The sequence below is a fragment of the Reinekea marina genome, from assembly GCF_030409715.1.
Classification (GTDB): Bacteria; Pseudomonadota; Gammaproteobacteria; order Pseudomonadales; family Natronospirillaceae; genus Reinekea; species Reinekea marina.
Genome location: NZ_JAUFQI010000001.1, coordinates 1,212,078 through 1,227,465 on the forward strand (window position 1 = coordinate 1,212,078; position 15,388 = coordinate 1,227,465).

The following is a 15,388-nucleotide window of genomic DNA, read 5'->3' on the forward strand; positions in this document are numbered from 1 at the left end:
TGCGTTCAAACAAAAACACCGCCAGCAAAGCCGGCGGTGTTGAATTGTTAAGCGATTAAACTATTACTCTGCAACTTTATACAAGTTACGTGCGTACCAGTTTTGCTCAACGTTCTGTACAGGCCAGCCTTTAACATCAGACTCAAGCATGAATACGCCAGAGTAGTGGTAAACTGGGATTACAGGCATTTCTTCAGCTAAGATTTGCTCAACAGCCGTGTAGTTCGCGCTTGGATCAGCCATTGTTTTAGCTTCGTCCATTAAGCGATCTACTTCTGGGTTGTTGTACTTACCATCGTTGTAGCCAGAGCCAGAACGTACTAAGTCTAAGAAAGTAGACGCTTCGTTGTAGTCACCACACCAAGCACCACGTGCTAGAGCAAAGTTTTGGTTGCCACGTTCTGTTAGGAATGTTTTCCATTCCATGTTGTTTAGCTCAGCTTGTACGCCTAGCTTAGACTTCCACATTTGAGCAATTGCCGTAGCAATTTGCTTGTGACCTTCAGAAGTGTTGTACAACATTTCGAAAGTTAGTGGGTTGTTTTCGCCGTAACCAGCTTCAGCTAGTAGTTCTTTCGCTTTCGCATCACGCTCAGCTTGAGTCATTTCAGCAAATGGTACTGAAGGCACGTTAAAGCCAGCAGTTGAACCAGGAGTGAAAGTGTAAGCATCGATCTGACCAGCTTGTAAAATTTGGTCAGTGATTACTGTACGGTCAATTGAGTAAGCTAATGCTTTACGAACGCGTACGTCTTTAAACGCTTCTGGACCAGAGTCGCTTAGGTTGAATGTGTAGTAGTAGTTACATAGACGAGGGAAAGAAATTGCTTCGTCACCGAACTCAGCTTTAAGCGCTTTGAACTGACCAGCAGGTACAGGACCTTTGTCTAGCTCACCCGCTTTCCAACGAATTAAACCTTGGTTTTCATCTGGAATAACTACAGCAACAATTTTCTCAAGGATAGTTGCTTCGTTGTTCCAGTACTTATCGTTACGTACCAATACAGCTCGTTCGTTTACAACGTGCTCAGAAAGAACGTATGCGCCGTTAGAAACCATGTTCTCTGGCTTAGTCCAATCTGCACCGTGCTTCTCAATGGTCGCTTGGTGAGTTGGGAAAGTTGTTGTGTGAACAACCATCATTGGGAAGTAAGGAAGAGAGTCGGTTAGTTCAACTTGTAGTGTGTAGTCATCTACAGCTTTCACGCCTAAAGAGTCTACATCAGCTTTGCCAGCAACAATTTCTGCGCCATTTTTGATAGACATGATTTCCATGTACCAAGCATAAGGAGAAGCCGTTTCAGGGTTTACTGCGCGCTTCCAGCCGTATACGAAATCTTTCGCAGTTACAGGGTCGCCGTTGCTCCACTTAGCATCTTTACGCAAGTAGAACGTGTAAGTCATTTTATCTTCAGAAGCTTCGAAACGCTCAGCAACACCAGGTACAAGGTTGCCATCTGCGTCTTGGTTTAATAGGCCTTCGAATAGGTTACGTACGTGCTCAGCACCAGATACGTCTTCTACGATTTGTGGGTCAAATGAGCTGTGCTCATCAAGTGCCCAGTATGTGAATGTTTGATCTGCAGCTAAAGTTTCGCCAGTTACAGGGTGGGTTGGACCCGATTTAACTTCTGGTGCCGCATTTGAAGTAGTTGCCGCTTCTTCATCAGATGAACAGCCGACCATGAATACGGCAGAAGAAACTAGCGCAGCAGCCAGCGTTTTTGTAAATGGTTTCATGAGTGATCCTCTTATTATGTTTTTTTTATAACTTCTTTTGGAAGCTTTTGCATTACATTCAAGCTTGCGCAATTGCGCTTCGCAATCAGTCTACCCTGATATCCCGAACGTGACTATCCATTCAAAATATATACCAAAGTGTTTCTGTTTACGCCAGCGAACAATAAATCAACGCATTCTGCTTAAAAATTGCCCAACAGGACAACCCAAAGCTTAAAAGCTCGTAGCGGTTGTAGTTATTTCGCTAATAGGTGGTGAAACTTGGCATATCTCGCCTAAAACTTCAACGTACTTTTTCTTTTTTTGCATCATTGTTTTAGACTTTTAGTGTATTGACAAAAATAAAATAAAGCAAAGCTTAGCGTTTTAAATGATGATAACGGCTTAAAAAGGGGCGTAAACTTTTGGATTTACCTAATGTGGTGCGTTTTTCTATTGGTTGATGAGGTGGTCTAATTCCCTTTGTAGGGCGGCCTCGTCCCCTAAATTTACTTCAATCAGTCTGCGTAATAATGAGGCAGAATCGAGCTCAAGTTTTATGATAGACAGGCCGAAGGTGTGTGCACTTTCGTTTACATAAGCAATTTCGCCATCAAAAGCTATTTCCCAAGAATCATCACTTGGAGACACGGTTGCTGCGCATTGTGTTTTTAACGCGGGCAGAGAAGTGCTTTCTGGTAGGCAGACTAATGCACCTTTTAAGCTGATATCGTGAAGTTCGCCAGAAATTTGAGCCTGATCCGGTAGGGTGATGACAATATTTGAATCAAACGGTATGCGTTGGAATCGGCGTTTTTCTTCAGTCATTTCAGTTTCCATAAGTCAACGTCATTGAAATTACTATAGAGTGGTCTTATAAAGGGTGCAAATGAAAAGGGGAAATCTATGTCAGAGTCGTCTATTGAGTTACAACTGTCCGAAGCACTGCCCGATCGCTCAGAACCAATGCAATTGAATTTTCAGCACCAAGTTTTTCAAAGAGATATGAGGGATGTGCCAGAAGGCGCAGAGGTTATCTGGTTGGCCGCTGGTTGTTTTTGGGGTGTAGAGAGGCTCTTTTGGCAGTTAGACGGTGTGGTAAATACTGCTGTTGGTTATGCCGGCGGATACACCCAAAACCCGACTTATAAAGATGTGTGTACTGGCAAAACAGGCCACACAGAAATTGTTCAAGTTGCTTTCATACCAAGCCAATTGCCTTTAAAGGCTTTGCTAAAGGCTTATTGGGAGGCGCACGACCCAACGCAGGGTATGCGTCAAGGCAATGATAGAGGGACTCAATACCGATCTGCTATTTACGCAGAATCAGCCATGCTCGCAGAAATTGAGGCGTCAAAACAGAGTTATCAAGAGCAGTTGAATGCCAAAGGGCTGGGCAACATTACGACTGAAATTAAGGTTAAACAGCCATTCTATTTTGCTGAAGAAGAGCATCAGCAATATTTGTATAAAAACCCAGAAGGCTATTGTGGGCTTAAAGGCACGGGGGCTGTATGTCCAATCTAACCGCTCAAGATTGGTCGGAAAGTGCTATCAATGTTTTGCGGGTAAAAGAGCAAAATTGTGCTGAGACCGATTTATTTTGTATCGGTTATTTAATACCGCAGGTTGAGCTTTTAGAGGTTGAGCTCATTGACAAGCAAGCTTCAGCAGATTGGTGGCAACAGCAATTTATAGAGTTTGTGCGCGGTAATATGTCTGCAGATAAAATGCAGGCTGATGATGAACGAACGATAGAGCAGCTAATGGCCGATTTATAGCGAATTTGGGTCTAAATTATCACAATTTAGACCCAAGGCAGCCAAATTGAACCATGAATTAGGTGCTTAATTAGATGTTTAAGTAAATCTTTTCGATTAGTAGGCCGTTTAGTTGATGTAAATGCTCGCCTAACATCGACTTAAGCGCCTGATAACCTTCCGTTGCGTGAACCAATGGAAAATAATCTGCATTGGTTATAAACAATCGAAAATCATCCGGACGGGATTGCCAAAAGTCTTTATATACTTGGCCTTTATCGCCGGCAATTTTAAGTTGTTGCTCTAATTCCATTGCTACTTCTTCCCATAGTCCAGCGACAATTTCCTCTTTATTCTTAAAGTAGTAATAAATGGAAGGCGCGGCGCAGCCAGTTTCTGCTGCTATTTTTCGCAACGATAGTTTATTGATGCCCTGTTCGGTAAGTACCTTTCGAGCGGATTCTAATATGTTCTCTTTCTTAATCATGGACTGCCTGCTTTTGTCTCAAACTTATGTTTCTAATAACACCGTTTTAAAAACCTAGCAGTGGAAATGGCATTGCGCTAATTTCCTGCTGTAAATTTTGTAACCAAGTGTTAATTTAAGAGGTTTAGCAATTGTTGCAGTTGGTTCTTGTTGAAATAGTTGCATGGTTTTACAATGAGACTATAGTTTCGAGCATATATATAAATTCGTAATATCGCAGTTTGAGGAAATTCGCATGGCAACAATTTTAGTGGTAGATGACTCACCAAGCCAGATAGCGCACTTTACAAAGATTTTAGAGGCCAATGGTCATGAGTGTATCGTTGCTGAAGATGGTGCCTCTGGCGTTGCGCTGGCAAAAAGCGCGCAGCCCGATTTAATCTTGATGGATGTAGTAATGCCCGAGTTAAACGGCTTTCAAGCCACTCGCAAACTTACACAGGACCCTTCTACAAAGCAGATCCCTGTTGTTTTAGCAACAACTAAAGACCAAGAGACCGATCGTGTGTGGGGGCAAAGACAAGGTGCTAAAGCTTTTTTGGTTAAACCGGTAGATGAAGCAGAATTGCTAAAAACGCTGGCTAAATTCCTCTAATGTTCACTGGCTCATTCGAGCCGCGTCTAACGTACTGAATACACGGTATAATGTGTTGAGCGTCGACCTTTCATGAAAAGAGTCGGTGCTCGGCAGTCTTCCTTCTATGGCCTTTAATATTGAAATAGACTCATTTTGAGCGGAAAGCCCATTGACAGTTTTTTGCTCTTCAACGCCGATAATGCCGTAATCAAAAAGAGATTGGGTGACCGGTCGAATGCTGGCAGTTGTATCAAGTTGCTGATTAAAGGTATTCGCGATCCATTGATACACCGTACGTTGGTCACTGATGCTCACGCTTAAATCGGCGCTGGATGGGTCATCGCTTGCCGCTTCTCTCGGAGCATGGGTCTGTTCAGCTTTCTGAGCTAACGAAGCGGGCTGCTCATGCCGTTGGTATGATTGTACCGCTGTTGTACTTATGTCCATTTCTTTTCCGCTTTTTACTCACCTACGGCTTAATCAGCAAGGACTGTGCCTGTTAATCCTGTGCGCAAAAAAAACCCTGCTTAAGCAGGGTTCTTTTGTGAATAAGCTTGCTTATTCGAGTTTTAGTTATCGCGGAAATTGCGCTCTTTCATCTCTTGGCGCTGCTTTTCTTCTGCGCAAAGCGTGGCCGTTGGGCGTAGCAATAAACGTTTAATGCCAATCTCTTCGCCCGTGACTTCACAATAACCGAAGTCATCTTTATCGATGCGCTTAATGGCTTGCTCGATCTTTGGTAATAATTTGGTTTGCCGGTCTAAAAAACGCAAAGCCATACGACGTTCTTCTTCGATGGCGGCTTTGTCTAGCTCGTCAGGTTCATTTTCAAAACTTGCGAGCTGTGCACGAGCAGCGGCTAATGATTCACGAACTTCTTTAGCTTGTTCTTCTAACAAGCTACGAAAAAACTCACGTTGAGCTTCGTTCATGTATTCATCTTCTGGTGCGGCTAACATTTGTTCACGTGTCAGCATAGCGTCCTTCCCATTTCAGCGATTCGGTAGTTTAACATGTGTTAAATAGACACATCTTAAAGGTAGCGAACACGGTTTATAATATCTATATCTTTTGTGTAGTTTAGCCTAAAAAATGCGGCCAAACAGACCTAAGTCAACTATCAGTCGTCAAAGGATCGCGCATCATATATCATTGATTCTTATGTTAAAACATAAATTCTCATTGATTTGTGTTCATTTTTCCAATCTTGACGATTAATCTACAACGGAGACACTATGGAGCGCGTTTATCGTCTGGTGATGTCTAGCCCAGATCGAGTAGGTATTGTTGCTCGGGTAGCCAGCTTTTTGGCCCAATATAATGGCAGTATTTTAGAAGCAAACCACCACGCCGACCTTGAGCAGGGCTGGTTTTTTATGCGAAACGAAATTAAGGCAAGCTCTTTGCCATTCAGTGCGGGTAAGTTAGCTGAGATGTTCGCTCCGATCGCTGCCGATTTAGACATGACCTTTGAAGTCACCGATACCGATGTAAAAAAACGTGTCGTTTTAATGTGCAGCCGAGACAGCCACTGCTTAGCGGATATACTTAATCGCTGGCACAGTGGTGATTTACCCTGCGATATTCCTTGTGTGATTTCAAATCATGAAGATTTACGCAGCCTAGTTGAATGGCATGGAATTCCATTTTTCCACGTCCCGGTAGATCCTTCAAACAAGGCACCTCACTTTGCTGAAGTCGAGCGCTTAGTTGCTGAGCATAAAGCCGATGCATTAGTGCTGGCTCGCTATATGCAAATTTTACCAGAAGCGTTGTGTTCTTTACTTCCAAATAAAATTATTAACATTCATCATAGTTTTTTACCTTCATTTATCGGTGCTCGTCCTTATCATCAGGCACAAGAGCGAGGGGTGAAATTGATCGGGGCAACTTGCCACTACGTAACCAGCGATTTAGATGCAGGTCCAATCATCGATCAAGACGTGGTTCGAATATCTCATCGAGACACAGTTGAAGACATGGTGAGATTAGGCAAAGACTGTGAAAAGACAGTATTGGCAAGAGGATTGCGCTGGCATCTTGAAGATAGAATATTAGTTCACGGTAATAAAACCGTTGTGTTTTCATAAAGTTTGATAGGGTTACCATGTTAAAGAAAGTATTTAGTATTTCTGGGCTTACCGTTGCATTGCAAATGGCAGCGCCCGCGTTCGCCATTCAGGCTCAGCCTTCTGGTCAGGTACAAATTCAAGCCGCTTATGTTTCAGAGGCCATTAATGATCACAATTGGCTGGTGCAAATGCCAAACACCTATATAGGTGTCAGTGCGTTAGAGTCGTTGCCAAGTGGGACATTTCGGGCGCATTGGCGGGCCGGGTTCGAGCCATTTGCCGATGAATTGACCTTAGATCAACAGCAAATGTACGTGCAATGGCAGCAAGGTGCATTTGCGCTCTGGGGCGGTGAATTGCCAACCTTAGAATCCGTTTTAATTGAATCAGAAATGAGCACTTTGGTGTCGGCAGCACGCGGCGGGTTAGCGGTGGCAAATTACATCGTTCCTACCGAGAAAAAAGCCCTTCGAGCCGATTTTCAATCCAATGAAGCGGTTCTGTTTACAGGGCAGTGGGTTTTTGATGAAACGAAAACGGACCAGCAATGGAGTATTGGCGCGGTTGTGCAGTCGCCAGAAGGCTCAATAGCCACCACTTACCGACAAACTGAAGCAGGAAATAACCAGTGGGGTACCAGACTGAGATGGGTCAGTGGTACCACAACCTTTTTTGCCGCTACGTTATACGAAGAGTCTTTATTGGCTTGGGATGTTGGATTGCAGATTCAAGGTGCTCGCGCTATGAGCTTTGTAAATTATAGTGTTGATGGTGATGAAGACGGTTTATGGCGATTAGGTTTGCACCAAAATTTAACCCAATCGTTAATCAACTTTTCAGAAATAGTATGGGATGCCGACGCTAACCTGCAGTGGTCAACTGGGTTTCAACTTAAGTTTTGATCACAACCCTTGAAATATAGGGACTTCGGCCTCGGGTAATTGATCGAGGCGATCGGGCTGAATGCTATCGCCTTCTTTCGGGAAGGCTTTTTTCATCTTCTCATAATATTGTCGAATATTACCAACATACACTACAGGCTCATTGCCTCGAGCGTAACCATAAGTAGTCCATGGGTAGTAAGACTTTAACGCTAGCTTGGGTAAGCTTTTTCTAACGTCAATCCAAATATTGGGGTTGCCGCCTTCAATCTCTGTAATTTTCCTAGCATCTTCAACATGCCCTGCGCCTACGTTATAGGCAGCTAACGCAAACCATGTTCTGTCTGGTTCAGTTATTTGTTCAGGCACTCGATCTATAAGTCGACTTAAATAACGGCTGCCTGCGTCTATGGATTGCTGTGGGTCGGATCTATTGGATATACCCATGTCTTTAGCGGTCGCTTGAGTCACCATCATGATGCCTCGTACGCCAGTGGGTGAAACGGCATTAGCTCGCCAATGACTTTCTTGGTAGGCGACGGCGGCGAGTAAACGCCAATCGAGATTGTTTTGCTCTGCGTATTGTTCAAACCAGGCTCGGTATCTGGGCAGTCTGGACGCCATATGGCGTTCAAATGTTCGATTATCGACAAAATCAAACTCACCCGCATGGCCAAAATAGCGGTCGATCATTTGCACCATCAGCCCCGAGTCTTGAATACTTTTTATCGTATTGTTTACTTTGGAAAGTAGGGTTCCATCATGGTTGGAATGAAATAAAATTCTAATATCGCGAGAAGGGCTTTCGATAGGGAAAAACAAAAGATCTGGGAATACGGTTTGTTGAAGATGAAAATCTCTTTCATCGAGCAAAATTAAATCCAGTGAACCAATGTCGACCAATGTCATTAATTCTGCACTGAGTCGGCCAGGCTCGTATTGAATTTCCAAATTTGGGTATTGAGATTTTAACTGTTGCGCGGGGAGAGCGTGGGCTAATGGATCGAGTATACCGGCGACTAATTCATCACCCGTTTCAAAGTCGGTGTTTTTTTTGCGAACTATCCCCAGTGATGTGACGTAATAGGGCAGGCTTTTTTGAAATAAATCCGAAGGGTTACTTGTTCCGGTTATGGCCATATCAACAGCACCTACTTCGAGGGCTTGGTATAGATCATCGAGATTACGAACCGCAAAGGTTGAGATGGAAATGCCTAATTGCGTTTCAATTTCTTCTAAAATCCCCCGTTCAAACCCTGATATTTCTTGACCGACAGGCCAGTAAATCCCTTCGCTTTCGCGAACAGCGACGATAATTTCATTGCGATCAACAATCTGATCCCACTGCGTTCGCCACGTAAAGCCTTTGATAATCAAGCTTCCGCTGACAACAACAAAGAACACGGCCGCAAAAAGCAGCATCAGTGTTTTAAATGGGTTTACAAAATAAAAACGCATCCGAAGTATTTACTGCCTCATTCACTGCCATTTTAACTCGAAATCTATTACTATACCGCCGATTTTCAGACCCCATCAATCCCAACTGTTTGGACAGGTTTATTTGATGCTGACGCTTCCTGGTAATACCGCACTTTCTCAATTTCGCCGTGAAAAATTAACGGCTCAACTTCAATCCCTCGTGCCTGAGATTGTAGACTGCTATGCGCAGTACGTGCATTTTGCACAACTACTCAAGCCATTAACAGATTATGAGCTTACTGTGCTCGATCAACTGTTGCATTACGGGCCAAGTGCCTCAGGTGAAACGGTTGAAGGCGAAAGCGTTTGGGTTACACCACGACAAGGTACTATTTCACCTTGGTCAACGAAAGCCACCGACATTGCTCATAATAGCGCTTTATCTAATGTTAAGCGACTTGAGCGCGGTGTTCGCTACGTATTGAAATCAGAACAGCCTTTGTCGGAAGAACAAATTAAAGTGGCATCGGCTGCGTTATTCGATCGAATGACTGAATCTGTTTATTTCAATGAACCAACGGCCAATACCTTGTTTGCAGAACAAGAGCCAGCACCTTTAACGACAGTAGATATTCTTCAAGGTGGTAAGGCGGCATTAGAAACCGCAAATTCTCAATTAGGGTTGGCACTAGCAAGCGATGAAATTGAATATTTAGTCGCATCTTACACTGCGTTAAATCGTAACCCAACCGATGTTGAATTGATGATGTTTGCACAGGCAAACTCTGAACATTGTCGCCACAAAATTTTTAATGCCAGTTGGATCATCGATGGCGAAGAATCGCCTTGGTCGTTGTTCAAAATGATCAAAAACACCTACGAAAATAATAGCGAAGGTGTGCTGTCAGCATACAAAGACAATGCCGCCGTGTTTTCAGGCTTTAATGGCAAACGCTTTTACACCAACGATCAGCATCAGTACGGTTACAACGAAGAAAATATTCATATTTTATTTAAAGTTGAAACCCATAACCACCCAACGGCCATTGCACCTTTTGCAGGAGCGGCCACAGGTTCAGGTGGTGAAATTCGTGATGAAGGCGCAACAGGTATGGGCGGTAAGCCGAAAGCCGGTTTAGCTGGCTTCAGTGTGTCCGATCTTCGCATTCCTGGTTTCGAGCAACCGTGGGAAAGTTACTACGGCAAACCCGCGCGTATTGTGAGCGCACTCGATATTATGATCGAAGGTCCTTTAGGGGGAGCCGCATTTAACAATGAATTTGGCCGCCCTAATTTAGTCGGTTACTTCCGCACTTATGAAGCATCGGCTGCAGGCGCAAACGGTACAGAGATTCGCGGTTATCATAAACCGATCATGATTGCTGGTGGATACGGAAACATCAAAGAAGAGCATGTTGAAAAAGCGTGGGATAACATTCCCGTTGGCGCGCAATTGATTGTGCTCGGTGGGCCAGCCATGCAAATTGGTTTAGGCGGAGGCGCGGCCAGTTCAGTTGACAGTGCAGAAGGCAACGAAGATTTAGATTTTGCTTCGGTGCAACGTGGGAATCCAGAAATGGAACGCCGCTGCCAAGAAGTTATTGATCGATGCTGGGAATTGGGAGATAACAATCCTATCGCCTTCATACATGATGTCGGTGCAGGCGGTTTATCAAATGCGATGCCGGAGCTTGTCGCCGATGGCGGTCGTGGCGGTAAATTTGAATTGCGCGATATTCCAAATGATGAACCGGGCATGTCGCCGTTGGCGGTCTGGTCGAACGAATCACAAGAACGTTATGTTTTGGCTGTAACGCCAGAACAAATGCCTGTTTTCGAAGCACTGTGCAAACGCGAGCGTTGCCCATATGCCGTAATTGGTGAAGCGAATGACAGTGCAAACCTAGTCGTGAGTGATTCGCATTTTAATAACAACGCTGTCGATATGCCACTCGACGTATTGTTAGGCAAGCCACCTAAAATGCAGCGCGCATTCGATCGTGTAGAATTTAAGAAAGATACTTTTACTACGCACAATTTAGATATTAACGACACTATAGAGCGTGTGCTGCGATTACCTGCTGTGGCGAGTAAAAGCTTTTTAATAACCATTGGTGATCGTTCGATAACAGGTATGGTCGCACGCGATCAAATGGTAGGGCCTTGGCAAATTCCAGTAGCGAACGCGGCAGTGACTACCTCTGGTTTTGAGTCTTATACGGGTGAAGCGATGGCAATGGGTGAGCGTACCCCAGTTGCTGTAATCAACCCAGCGGCCTCTGGCCGTTTAGCAGTTGCAGAAACGTTAACGAACATTGCTTCAACTTATATCGGTGAAATGAAAAACGTTCGTCTCTCGGCAAACTGGATGGCCGCCGCCGGCCACCCAGGAGAAGACGAAGCGTTATACGATACCGTAAAAGCGGTTGGCTTAGAGTTATGCCCAGCGTTAGATTTAACGATCCCTGTGGGCAAAGATTCAATGTCTATGCGAACCACTTGGCAAGAAGACGGAAAAGAAAAATCGGTCACTTCGCCGTTGAGTCTAATTGTTACTGGCGGTGCACCGGTGAAAGATGTGCGCTTAACGGTTACACCTGAAATTAAAACGAATAAAGGTGAGACCGATTTAGTATTGATAGATTTAGGTAAAGGGCAAAACCGCTTGGCGGGCAGTGCACTTGCTCAGGTGTATCGAAAAGTAGGTGATGAAGCACCCGATGTTGATGATGCTGAAGATTTGAAAGCTTTCTGGGCTGTCATCCAAGGTTTATTGCAAGATCAAAAACTATTGGCCTACCATGACCGCTCCGATGGCGGCGTGTTTGTCACTTTAGCCGAAATGGCGTTTGCAGGCCGAACCGGTGTCGATATTGCGACTGATCGATTTGCTGGCGACGATGTTATGGCGGCTTTATTCAGTGAAGAGTTGGGCGCAGTTATACAAGTTAAACAATCTGAGACTGAATCTGTGTTGGCTCAATTTAATGCAGCAGGCTTGGCTGAATGTGTGAGTGTTATTGGTTGCCCAAATGATGATGACTTGGTGCGCATTACCGCCGATGACGATGAGCTTTATGTGAAGCCGCGAACCGACTTATTACGTATGTGGAGCGAAACCAGTTTCCGCATTCAATCGCTACGTGATAATGAAAAATGCGCGCAACAAGAATACGATTCGTTACTCGATGCGAACGATCCTGGCTTACATGCTGAGTTAAGTTTTGACCCAGCACAAGACATTGCCGCGCCGTTTATTGCAAAGGGTGTTCGTCCTAAAATGGCCATTTTGAGAGAGCAGGGTGTAAACGGGCAAATTGAAATGGCGGCGGCTTTTGATCGCGCAGGTTTTGATTCGATAGACGTTCACATGAGTGACATTTTATCGGGCTCGGTTACCCTTGATCAATTCAGCGGGTTAGTGGCCTGTGGTGGCTTCTCATACGGTGATGTATTAGGTGCCGGTGAAGGTTGGGCAAAATCGATTTTATTTAACGAGGGTGCCAAGCAGCAGTTCAAAGACTTCTTTGCCGATCAATCTAAGTTTGCATTGGGCGTTTGTAATGGGTGTCAGATGCTTTCCAATTTACGGTCCATCATTGATGGCACGGATCATTGGCCGCACTTTGTTCGCAATGAATCTGAGCAGTTTGAAGCTCGCGTGGCGATGGTTGAAGTACCAGAGTCTCCGTCAATCTTTTTGACGGGCATGGCGGGCTCTAAAATGCCGATTGCGGTGGCTCATGGTGAAGGTCGTGCGGAATATAAAGACGAGGCGCATCAAAACCTAGCCGCGCAAAGTGGTTTAGTTGCGCTCCAGTATGTTGATAATTACGGTAAGGTGACTGAGCAATACCCGGCGAACCCGAACGGTTCGGCTTTGGGTATGAACGGTTTTACCACCCCCGATGGTCGTATCACCATTATGATGCCACACCCAGAGCGTGTGTTCCGTTCCGTGACTAATTCGTGGGCACCAGAAGTCTGGGATGAAGACGGCGCTTGGATTCGTATGTTCCGCAACGCTCGCGCTTGGGTTAAGTAAGTTTCATGGCTGAGTTTTTTCTGGTTTTTGTCGTTACGTTTTTGGTCGTGGGTGGTGTCGCCCTAGCCATGGCATTCGGCAAAAAACCAGTTTATCAGCCAGAAATCGAAGACCTTCAAGCCACGTTAACGCGCTTGCTTGAAGGTCAACTCACGCCAAACGAATGGAACTTTTTCATCGACATGCCCATTCGTCACAACGAAGAACTCGATAACATCCGCCTACAATGCCAAAGCATTAACGAACTCTACGCACTAAGAGTCAGAAACAACCAAATTCGCTTCCGCGAAGAAGGCGAAATCAAACTCCGCTTCATTTTATCCAAACTAGAACAAGCCGGCAGCCGCAGCTTTTAATAAAAGCAAGATCGCTCAAAGCAACACAAAGGCGCGATGGCTTTAAGTGTTTAGACCCTGCTTGTAGCTTGAAGCTATTAACTTGCAGCTTAATTCCCGCTTCGGTGGCGCGTTCCACTTCCGCGGGTCGCTGCTCGCGCATATATGGACCCACCCCGTTTGCAAGACATATTTGATCATCATGTGAGAGAAAATCATTGCTCTCATATATCCGGCCTTTGACTGAAGGTGTTTTTGACCTCCTGGCCCCGATGGTTATCTGCGCTCAACCCCCTCATCATCCATACGGCCTCGAAGGCCAATGCGCGTGTAAGGGTTCGGATGAGCCGGTCTGACCTATCTCACCATCCGATCAATCTGTCTTTTGCAACTGAAGTGAAAGGTAATTACTTTCTCTTATTATATTGCCAGCCTTTGGCTGGCGTTTGCTTCTATACCGCTAAGCGGTAACTCTCTTCTCGGGCCATAACTACCCAAGCAATACGTGCTAGTTTATTAGCTACAGCGACACAGGCTTTATTATGCCCGCGGCGCGCCAACAGTGCTTGTGCCCAACAACTGAAGCGATCGATCTTGCCGGCCGAATGCATGAGTACTGCGCGAGCACCGTGTATCAATAGAGTGCGTAAGTAGCCGTTACCCCGTTTACTGATCCCAAGTAAACCTGCCTTGCCGCCACTGGCGTGTTGCCCAGGTACGAGGCCAATCCACGCAGAAAAATGACGACCATTCACAAAGTTTTTGCCATCGCCTGCAGCCGCATACAATGCACTGGCGGTTATTGCGCCGATGCCCAACACGCCTTCTAGGCGTTTACAGGTCTCGTTCTCTTTGTTCACTGCTTTTATCCTTTGCTCGCAGATGTGCAGTCGTTGATCCAGTTCGTACAGCTCGTCGAGCAAGTCGGCAAAGAGCTCTCGTGCCATAACCGTTAAACCATTTTCTGCATCTTCTAATACTTCCGGCAATGTTCGGCGTACAGAGGCAATCCCTTGGTTAATCACAATCCCATACTCCGCCAGTAACCCTCGTACCTGATTGACCAATCCGGTACGGGCCTTTTTAAGACGTTCACGGCGGCAGTGATAATTCTGTACATCTTGTTGCTCAATACTCTTGATAGGCACAAAGCGCATCGTTGGCCGCTGCGCGGCTTCAGCGATTGCCTCAGCATCGTTGTAGTCGTTTTTATTACCTTTTAAAAACGGCTTGACGTACTGCGGCGCGATAAGTTTGACCTGATGACCTTGCGCAATAAACGCCCACGCCCAGTAGTTGGCGCCGCCGCAGGCTTCCATCACAATTAAACACGGATCTAAGTTTGCCATGTAAGCCAAAACCTCTTTTCGACGCAGCTGCTTTTTCTTAACCAGCTTGCCCATCCGGTTGGTAGCAAACAGATGAAAAACAGACTTTGCAATATCTAACCCAATCGTTGTAATCTTCATATCGACCCACTCCGCTTCTGTTAAATGGTTTGTGTTCAACTTCCATTTTGGCCCATTATGAGGCCGATAGGGAAGTGGGGTGGGTCCATACCATTATCCATGCGCCGCTGTACTTCGGCATCCATGCCTCAGATGCCCGCTCCTGTGAAACCCACCCCCAAAGCTAATCACCAACACCACTCCCAAGTAGGAGCGCGCGAAGCAAAGCGAAGCCGCGAAATGTGTTGACCTGACCCGCAGCCCGAAACCAAAAACCGCACTTGATAACCCAAAAAAATTCGCCAATCATCATTGAATTTCAAAAGCGACGGCGATTTGATCTTGTCTTGCAGCTTGCAGCTTGCAGCTTGCAGCTTGCAGCTTGCAGCTTTTCCCCCTCAACCCAAAACATCTCAAATCTAAAAAATCGTCTCTCCACTGCGTTCCGACGACTCCTACACGTTCAATTATCAGCACAAACCCTCTTTTGACCATACTTGCGGCTTGAAGCTATTAACTTGCAGCTCAAAAAAACTGGTACGAATTGCTGACACCCAACCCCTTCTTTTTTCAAAAACAGATCTTGTCATTACCGCTGTGCTCGGTACCCTAACAGCAACAACAATAAACAGAATTTAAGCGCCT

At 45.3% G+C, this 15,388-nt stretch carries 22 protein-coding genes; 10 read left to right on the forward strand and 12 right to left on the reverse strand.

All coding sequences use genetic code 11. From position 1 onward, the window contains the following. Window positions 1-63: 63 nt before the first annotated feature. Both QWZ13_RS06265 and QWZ13_RS06270 read right to left on the reverse strand, forming a co-directional pair. Window positions 64-1,740, reverse strand: coding sequence for a peptide ABC transporter substrate-binding protein (locus QWZ13_RS06265; RefSeq protein WP_290281006.1), 1,677 nt, complete (start codon window positions 1,738-1,740; stop codon window positions 64-66). Between the two features lie 432 nt (window positions 1,741-2,172). Then, a complete protein-coding gene (locus QWZ13_RS06270; protein WP_290281007.1) occupies window positions 2,173-2,559 on the reverse strand; it encodes a PilZ domain-containing protein in 387 nt (128 codons plus the stop codon). A gap of 66 nt (window positions 2,560-2,625) precedes the next feature. Between QWZ13_RS06270 and msrA the strand changes: the two genes are divergently transcribed. Both msrA and QWZ13_RS06280 read left to right on the forward strand, forming a co-directional pair. After that, a complete protein-coding gene (msrA, locus tag QWZ13_RS06275; protein ID WP_290281009.1) occupies window positions 2,626-3,246 on the forward strand; it encodes a peptide-methionine (S)-S-oxide reductase MsrA in 621 nt (206 codons plus the stop codon). Continuing rightward, window positions 3,234-3,500, forward strand: a complete 267-nt coding sequence (locus QWZ13_RS06280) for a hypothetical protein (protein ID WP_290281010.1) — start codon at window positions 3,234-3,236, stop codon at window positions 3,498-3,500. The genes msrA and QWZ13_RS06280 overlap by 13 nt, the downstream gene beginning before the upstream one ends. Before the next feature lie 70 nt (window positions 3,501-3,570). Here the strand turns inward: QWZ13_RS06280 and QWZ13_RS06285 are convergent, their stop codons facing one another. Together QWZ13_RS06285 and QWZ13_RS06290 are read right to left on the reverse strand one after the other, a co-directional pair. Beyond that, window positions 3,571-3,966 carry a TetR/AcrR family transcriptional regulator gene (locus QWZ13_RS06285; protein ID WP_290281011.1) on the reverse strand — a complete coding sequence of 132 codons (396 nt, stop codon included), beginning with the start codon at window positions 3,964-3,966 and terminating at the stop codon, window positions 3,571-3,573. A gap of 110 nt (window positions 3,967-4,076) precedes the next feature. Continuing rightward, complete coding sequence (locus QWZ13_RS06290) at window positions 4,077-4,208, reverse strand: hypothetical protein (protein WP_290281012.1); 132 nt, start codon at window positions 4,206-4,208, stop codon at window positions 4,077-4,079. On the opposite strand from QWZ13_RS06290, the gene QWZ13_RS06295 reads away from it, so the two are divergent. Then, the gene (locus QWZ13_RS06295) at window positions 4,202-4,561 is read left to right on the forward strand and encodes a response regulator (protein ID WP_216001277.1); all 360 of its coding nucleotides are present in this window, start codon (window positions 4,202-4,204) and stop codon (window positions 4,559-4,561) included. The two genes, QWZ13_RS06290 and QWZ13_RS06295, sit on opposite strands and share 7 nt — an antisense overlap. 3 nt (window positions 4,562-4,564) lie before the next feature. On the opposite strand, the gene QWZ13_RS06300 is transcribed toward QWZ13_RS06295, so the two are convergent. Together QWZ13_RS06300 and QWZ13_RS06305 are read right to left on the reverse strand one after the other, a co-directional pair. Further along, window positions 4,565-4,990 (reverse strand): hypothetical protein, encoded by a 426-nt coding sequence (locus QWZ13_RS06300; RefSeq protein ID WP_290281013.1) that lies wholly within the window; start codon window positions 4,988-4,990, stop codon window positions 4,565-4,567. Window positions 4,991-5,112: 122 nt separating this feature from the next. Then, window positions 5,113-5,520: a TraR/DksA family transcriptional regulator gene (locus QWZ13_RS06305; RefSeq protein ID WP_216001275.1), complete on the reverse strand. Its 408-nt coding sequence runs from the start codon at window positions 5,518-5,520 to the stop codon at window positions 5,113-5,115. Between the two features lie 115 nt (window positions 5,521-5,635). Here QWZ13_RS06305 and QWZ13_RS06310 point away from each other — a divergent pair, with 115 nt between their 5' ends. From QWZ13_RS06310 to QWZ13_RS06320, 3 genes are read left to right on the forward strand one after another with little or no spacing between them, the layout of a single operon-like run. Then, window positions 5,636-5,761, forward strand: coding sequence for a hypothetical protein (locus QWZ13_RS06310; RefSeq protein ID WP_290281014.1), 126 nt, complete (start codon window positions 5,636-5,638; stop codon window positions 5,759-5,761). A gap of 17 nt (window positions 5,762-5,778) precedes the next feature. Beyond that, window positions 5,779-6,633: a formyltetrahydrofolate deformylase gene (gene purU / locus QWZ13_RS06315; protein WP_290281015.1), complete on the forward strand. Its 855-nt coding sequence runs from the start codon at window positions 5,779-5,781 to the stop codon at window positions 6,631-6,633. A gap of 17 nt (window positions 6,634-6,650) precedes the next feature. After that, window positions 6,651-7,517 (forward strand): hypothetical protein, encoded by an 867-nt coding sequence (locus QWZ13_RS06320; RefSeq protein WP_290281016.1) that lies wholly within the window; start codon window positions 6,651-6,653, stop codon window positions 7,515-7,517. On the opposite strand, the gene mltF is transcribed toward QWZ13_RS06320, so the two are convergent. Together mltF and QWZ13_RS06330 are read right to left on the reverse strand one after the other, a co-directional pair. Next, window positions 7,518-8,954 (reverse strand): membrane-bound lytic murein transglycosylase MltF, encoded by a 1,437-nt coding sequence (mltF, locus tag QWZ13_RS06325; protein WP_290281017.1) that lies wholly within the window; start codon window positions 8,952-8,954, stop codon window positions 7,518-7,520. Then, window positions 8,926-9,096 carry a hypothetical protein gene (locus QWZ13_RS06330; RefSeq protein ID WP_290281018.1) on the reverse strand — a complete coding sequence of 57 codons (171 nt, stop codon included), beginning with the start codon at window positions 9,094-9,096 and terminating at the stop codon, window positions 8,926-8,928. Before QWZ13_RS06330 ends, mltF begins: the two co-directional genes overlap by 29 nt. Here QWZ13_RS06330 and purL point away from each other — a divergent pair. Then, window positions 9,061-12,960 carry a phosphoribosylformylglycinamidine synthase gene (purL, locus tag QWZ13_RS06335; protein WP_290281019.1) on the forward strand — a complete coding sequence of 1,300 codons (3,900 nt, stop codon included), beginning with the start codon at window positions 9,061-9,063 and terminating at the stop codon, window positions 12,958-12,960. The two genes, QWZ13_RS06330 and purL, sit on opposite strands and share 36 nt — an antisense overlap. 5 nt (window positions 12,961-12,965) lie before the next feature. Next, a complete protein-coding gene (locus QWZ13_RS06340) occupies window positions 12,966-13,316 on the forward strand; it encodes a hypothetical protein (protein WP_290281020.1) in 351 nt (116 codons plus the stop codon). Here QWZ13_RS06340 and QWZ13_RS06345 read toward each other — a convergent pair. Next, window positions 13,273-13,458 (reverse strand): hypothetical protein, encoded by a 186-nt coding sequence (locus tag QWZ13_RS06345; RefSeq protein WP_290281021.1) that lies wholly within the window; start codon window positions 13,456-13,458, stop codon window positions 13,273-13,275. The genes QWZ13_RS06340 and QWZ13_RS06345 overlap by 44 nt on opposite strands. A 92-nt stretch (window positions 13,459-13,550) precedes the next feature. Here QWZ13_RS06345 and QWZ13_RS06350 point away from each other — a divergent pair, with 92 nt between their 5' ends. Further along, window positions 13,551-13,766, forward strand: a complete 216-nt coding sequence (locus QWZ13_RS06350; protein ID WP_290280165.1) for a hypothetical protein — start codon at window positions 13,551-13,553, stop codon at window positions 13,764-13,766. Here QWZ13_RS06350 and QWZ13_RS06355 read toward each other — a convergent pair. From QWZ13_RS06355 to QWZ13_RS06365, 3 genes are all read right to left on the reverse strand, one after another. Continuing rightward, complete coding sequence (locus QWZ13_RS06355; protein WP_290283236.1) at window positions 13,748-14,764, reverse strand: IS110 family RNA-guided transposase; 1,017 nt, start codon at window positions 14,762-14,764, stop codon at window positions 13,748-13,750. The genes QWZ13_RS06350 and QWZ13_RS06355 overlap by 19 nt on opposite strands. Window positions 14,765-14,857: 93 nt before the next feature. After that, window positions 14,858-15,049, reverse strand: coding sequence for a hypothetical protein (locus tag QWZ13_RS06360; protein ID WP_290281022.1), 192 nt, complete (start codon window positions 15,047-15,049; stop codon window positions 14,858-14,860). 3 nt (window positions 15,050-15,052) lie between these two features. Continuing rightward, window positions 15,053-15,220, reverse strand: a complete 168-nt coding sequence (locus tag QWZ13_RS06365; RefSeq protein ID WP_290281023.1) for a hypothetical protein — start codon at window positions 15,218-15,220, stop codon at window positions 15,053-15,055. 27 nt (window positions 15,221-15,247) lie between these two features. On the opposite strand from QWZ13_RS06365, the gene QWZ13_RS06370 reads away from it, so the two are divergent. After that, window positions 15,248-15,382 carry a hypothetical protein gene (locus QWZ13_RS06370; protein WP_290281024.1) on the forward strand — a complete coding sequence of 45 codons (135 nt, stop codon included), beginning with the start codon at window positions 15,248-15,250 and terminating at the stop codon, window positions 15,380-15,382. Window positions 15,383-15,388: the final 6 nt, after the last annotated feature.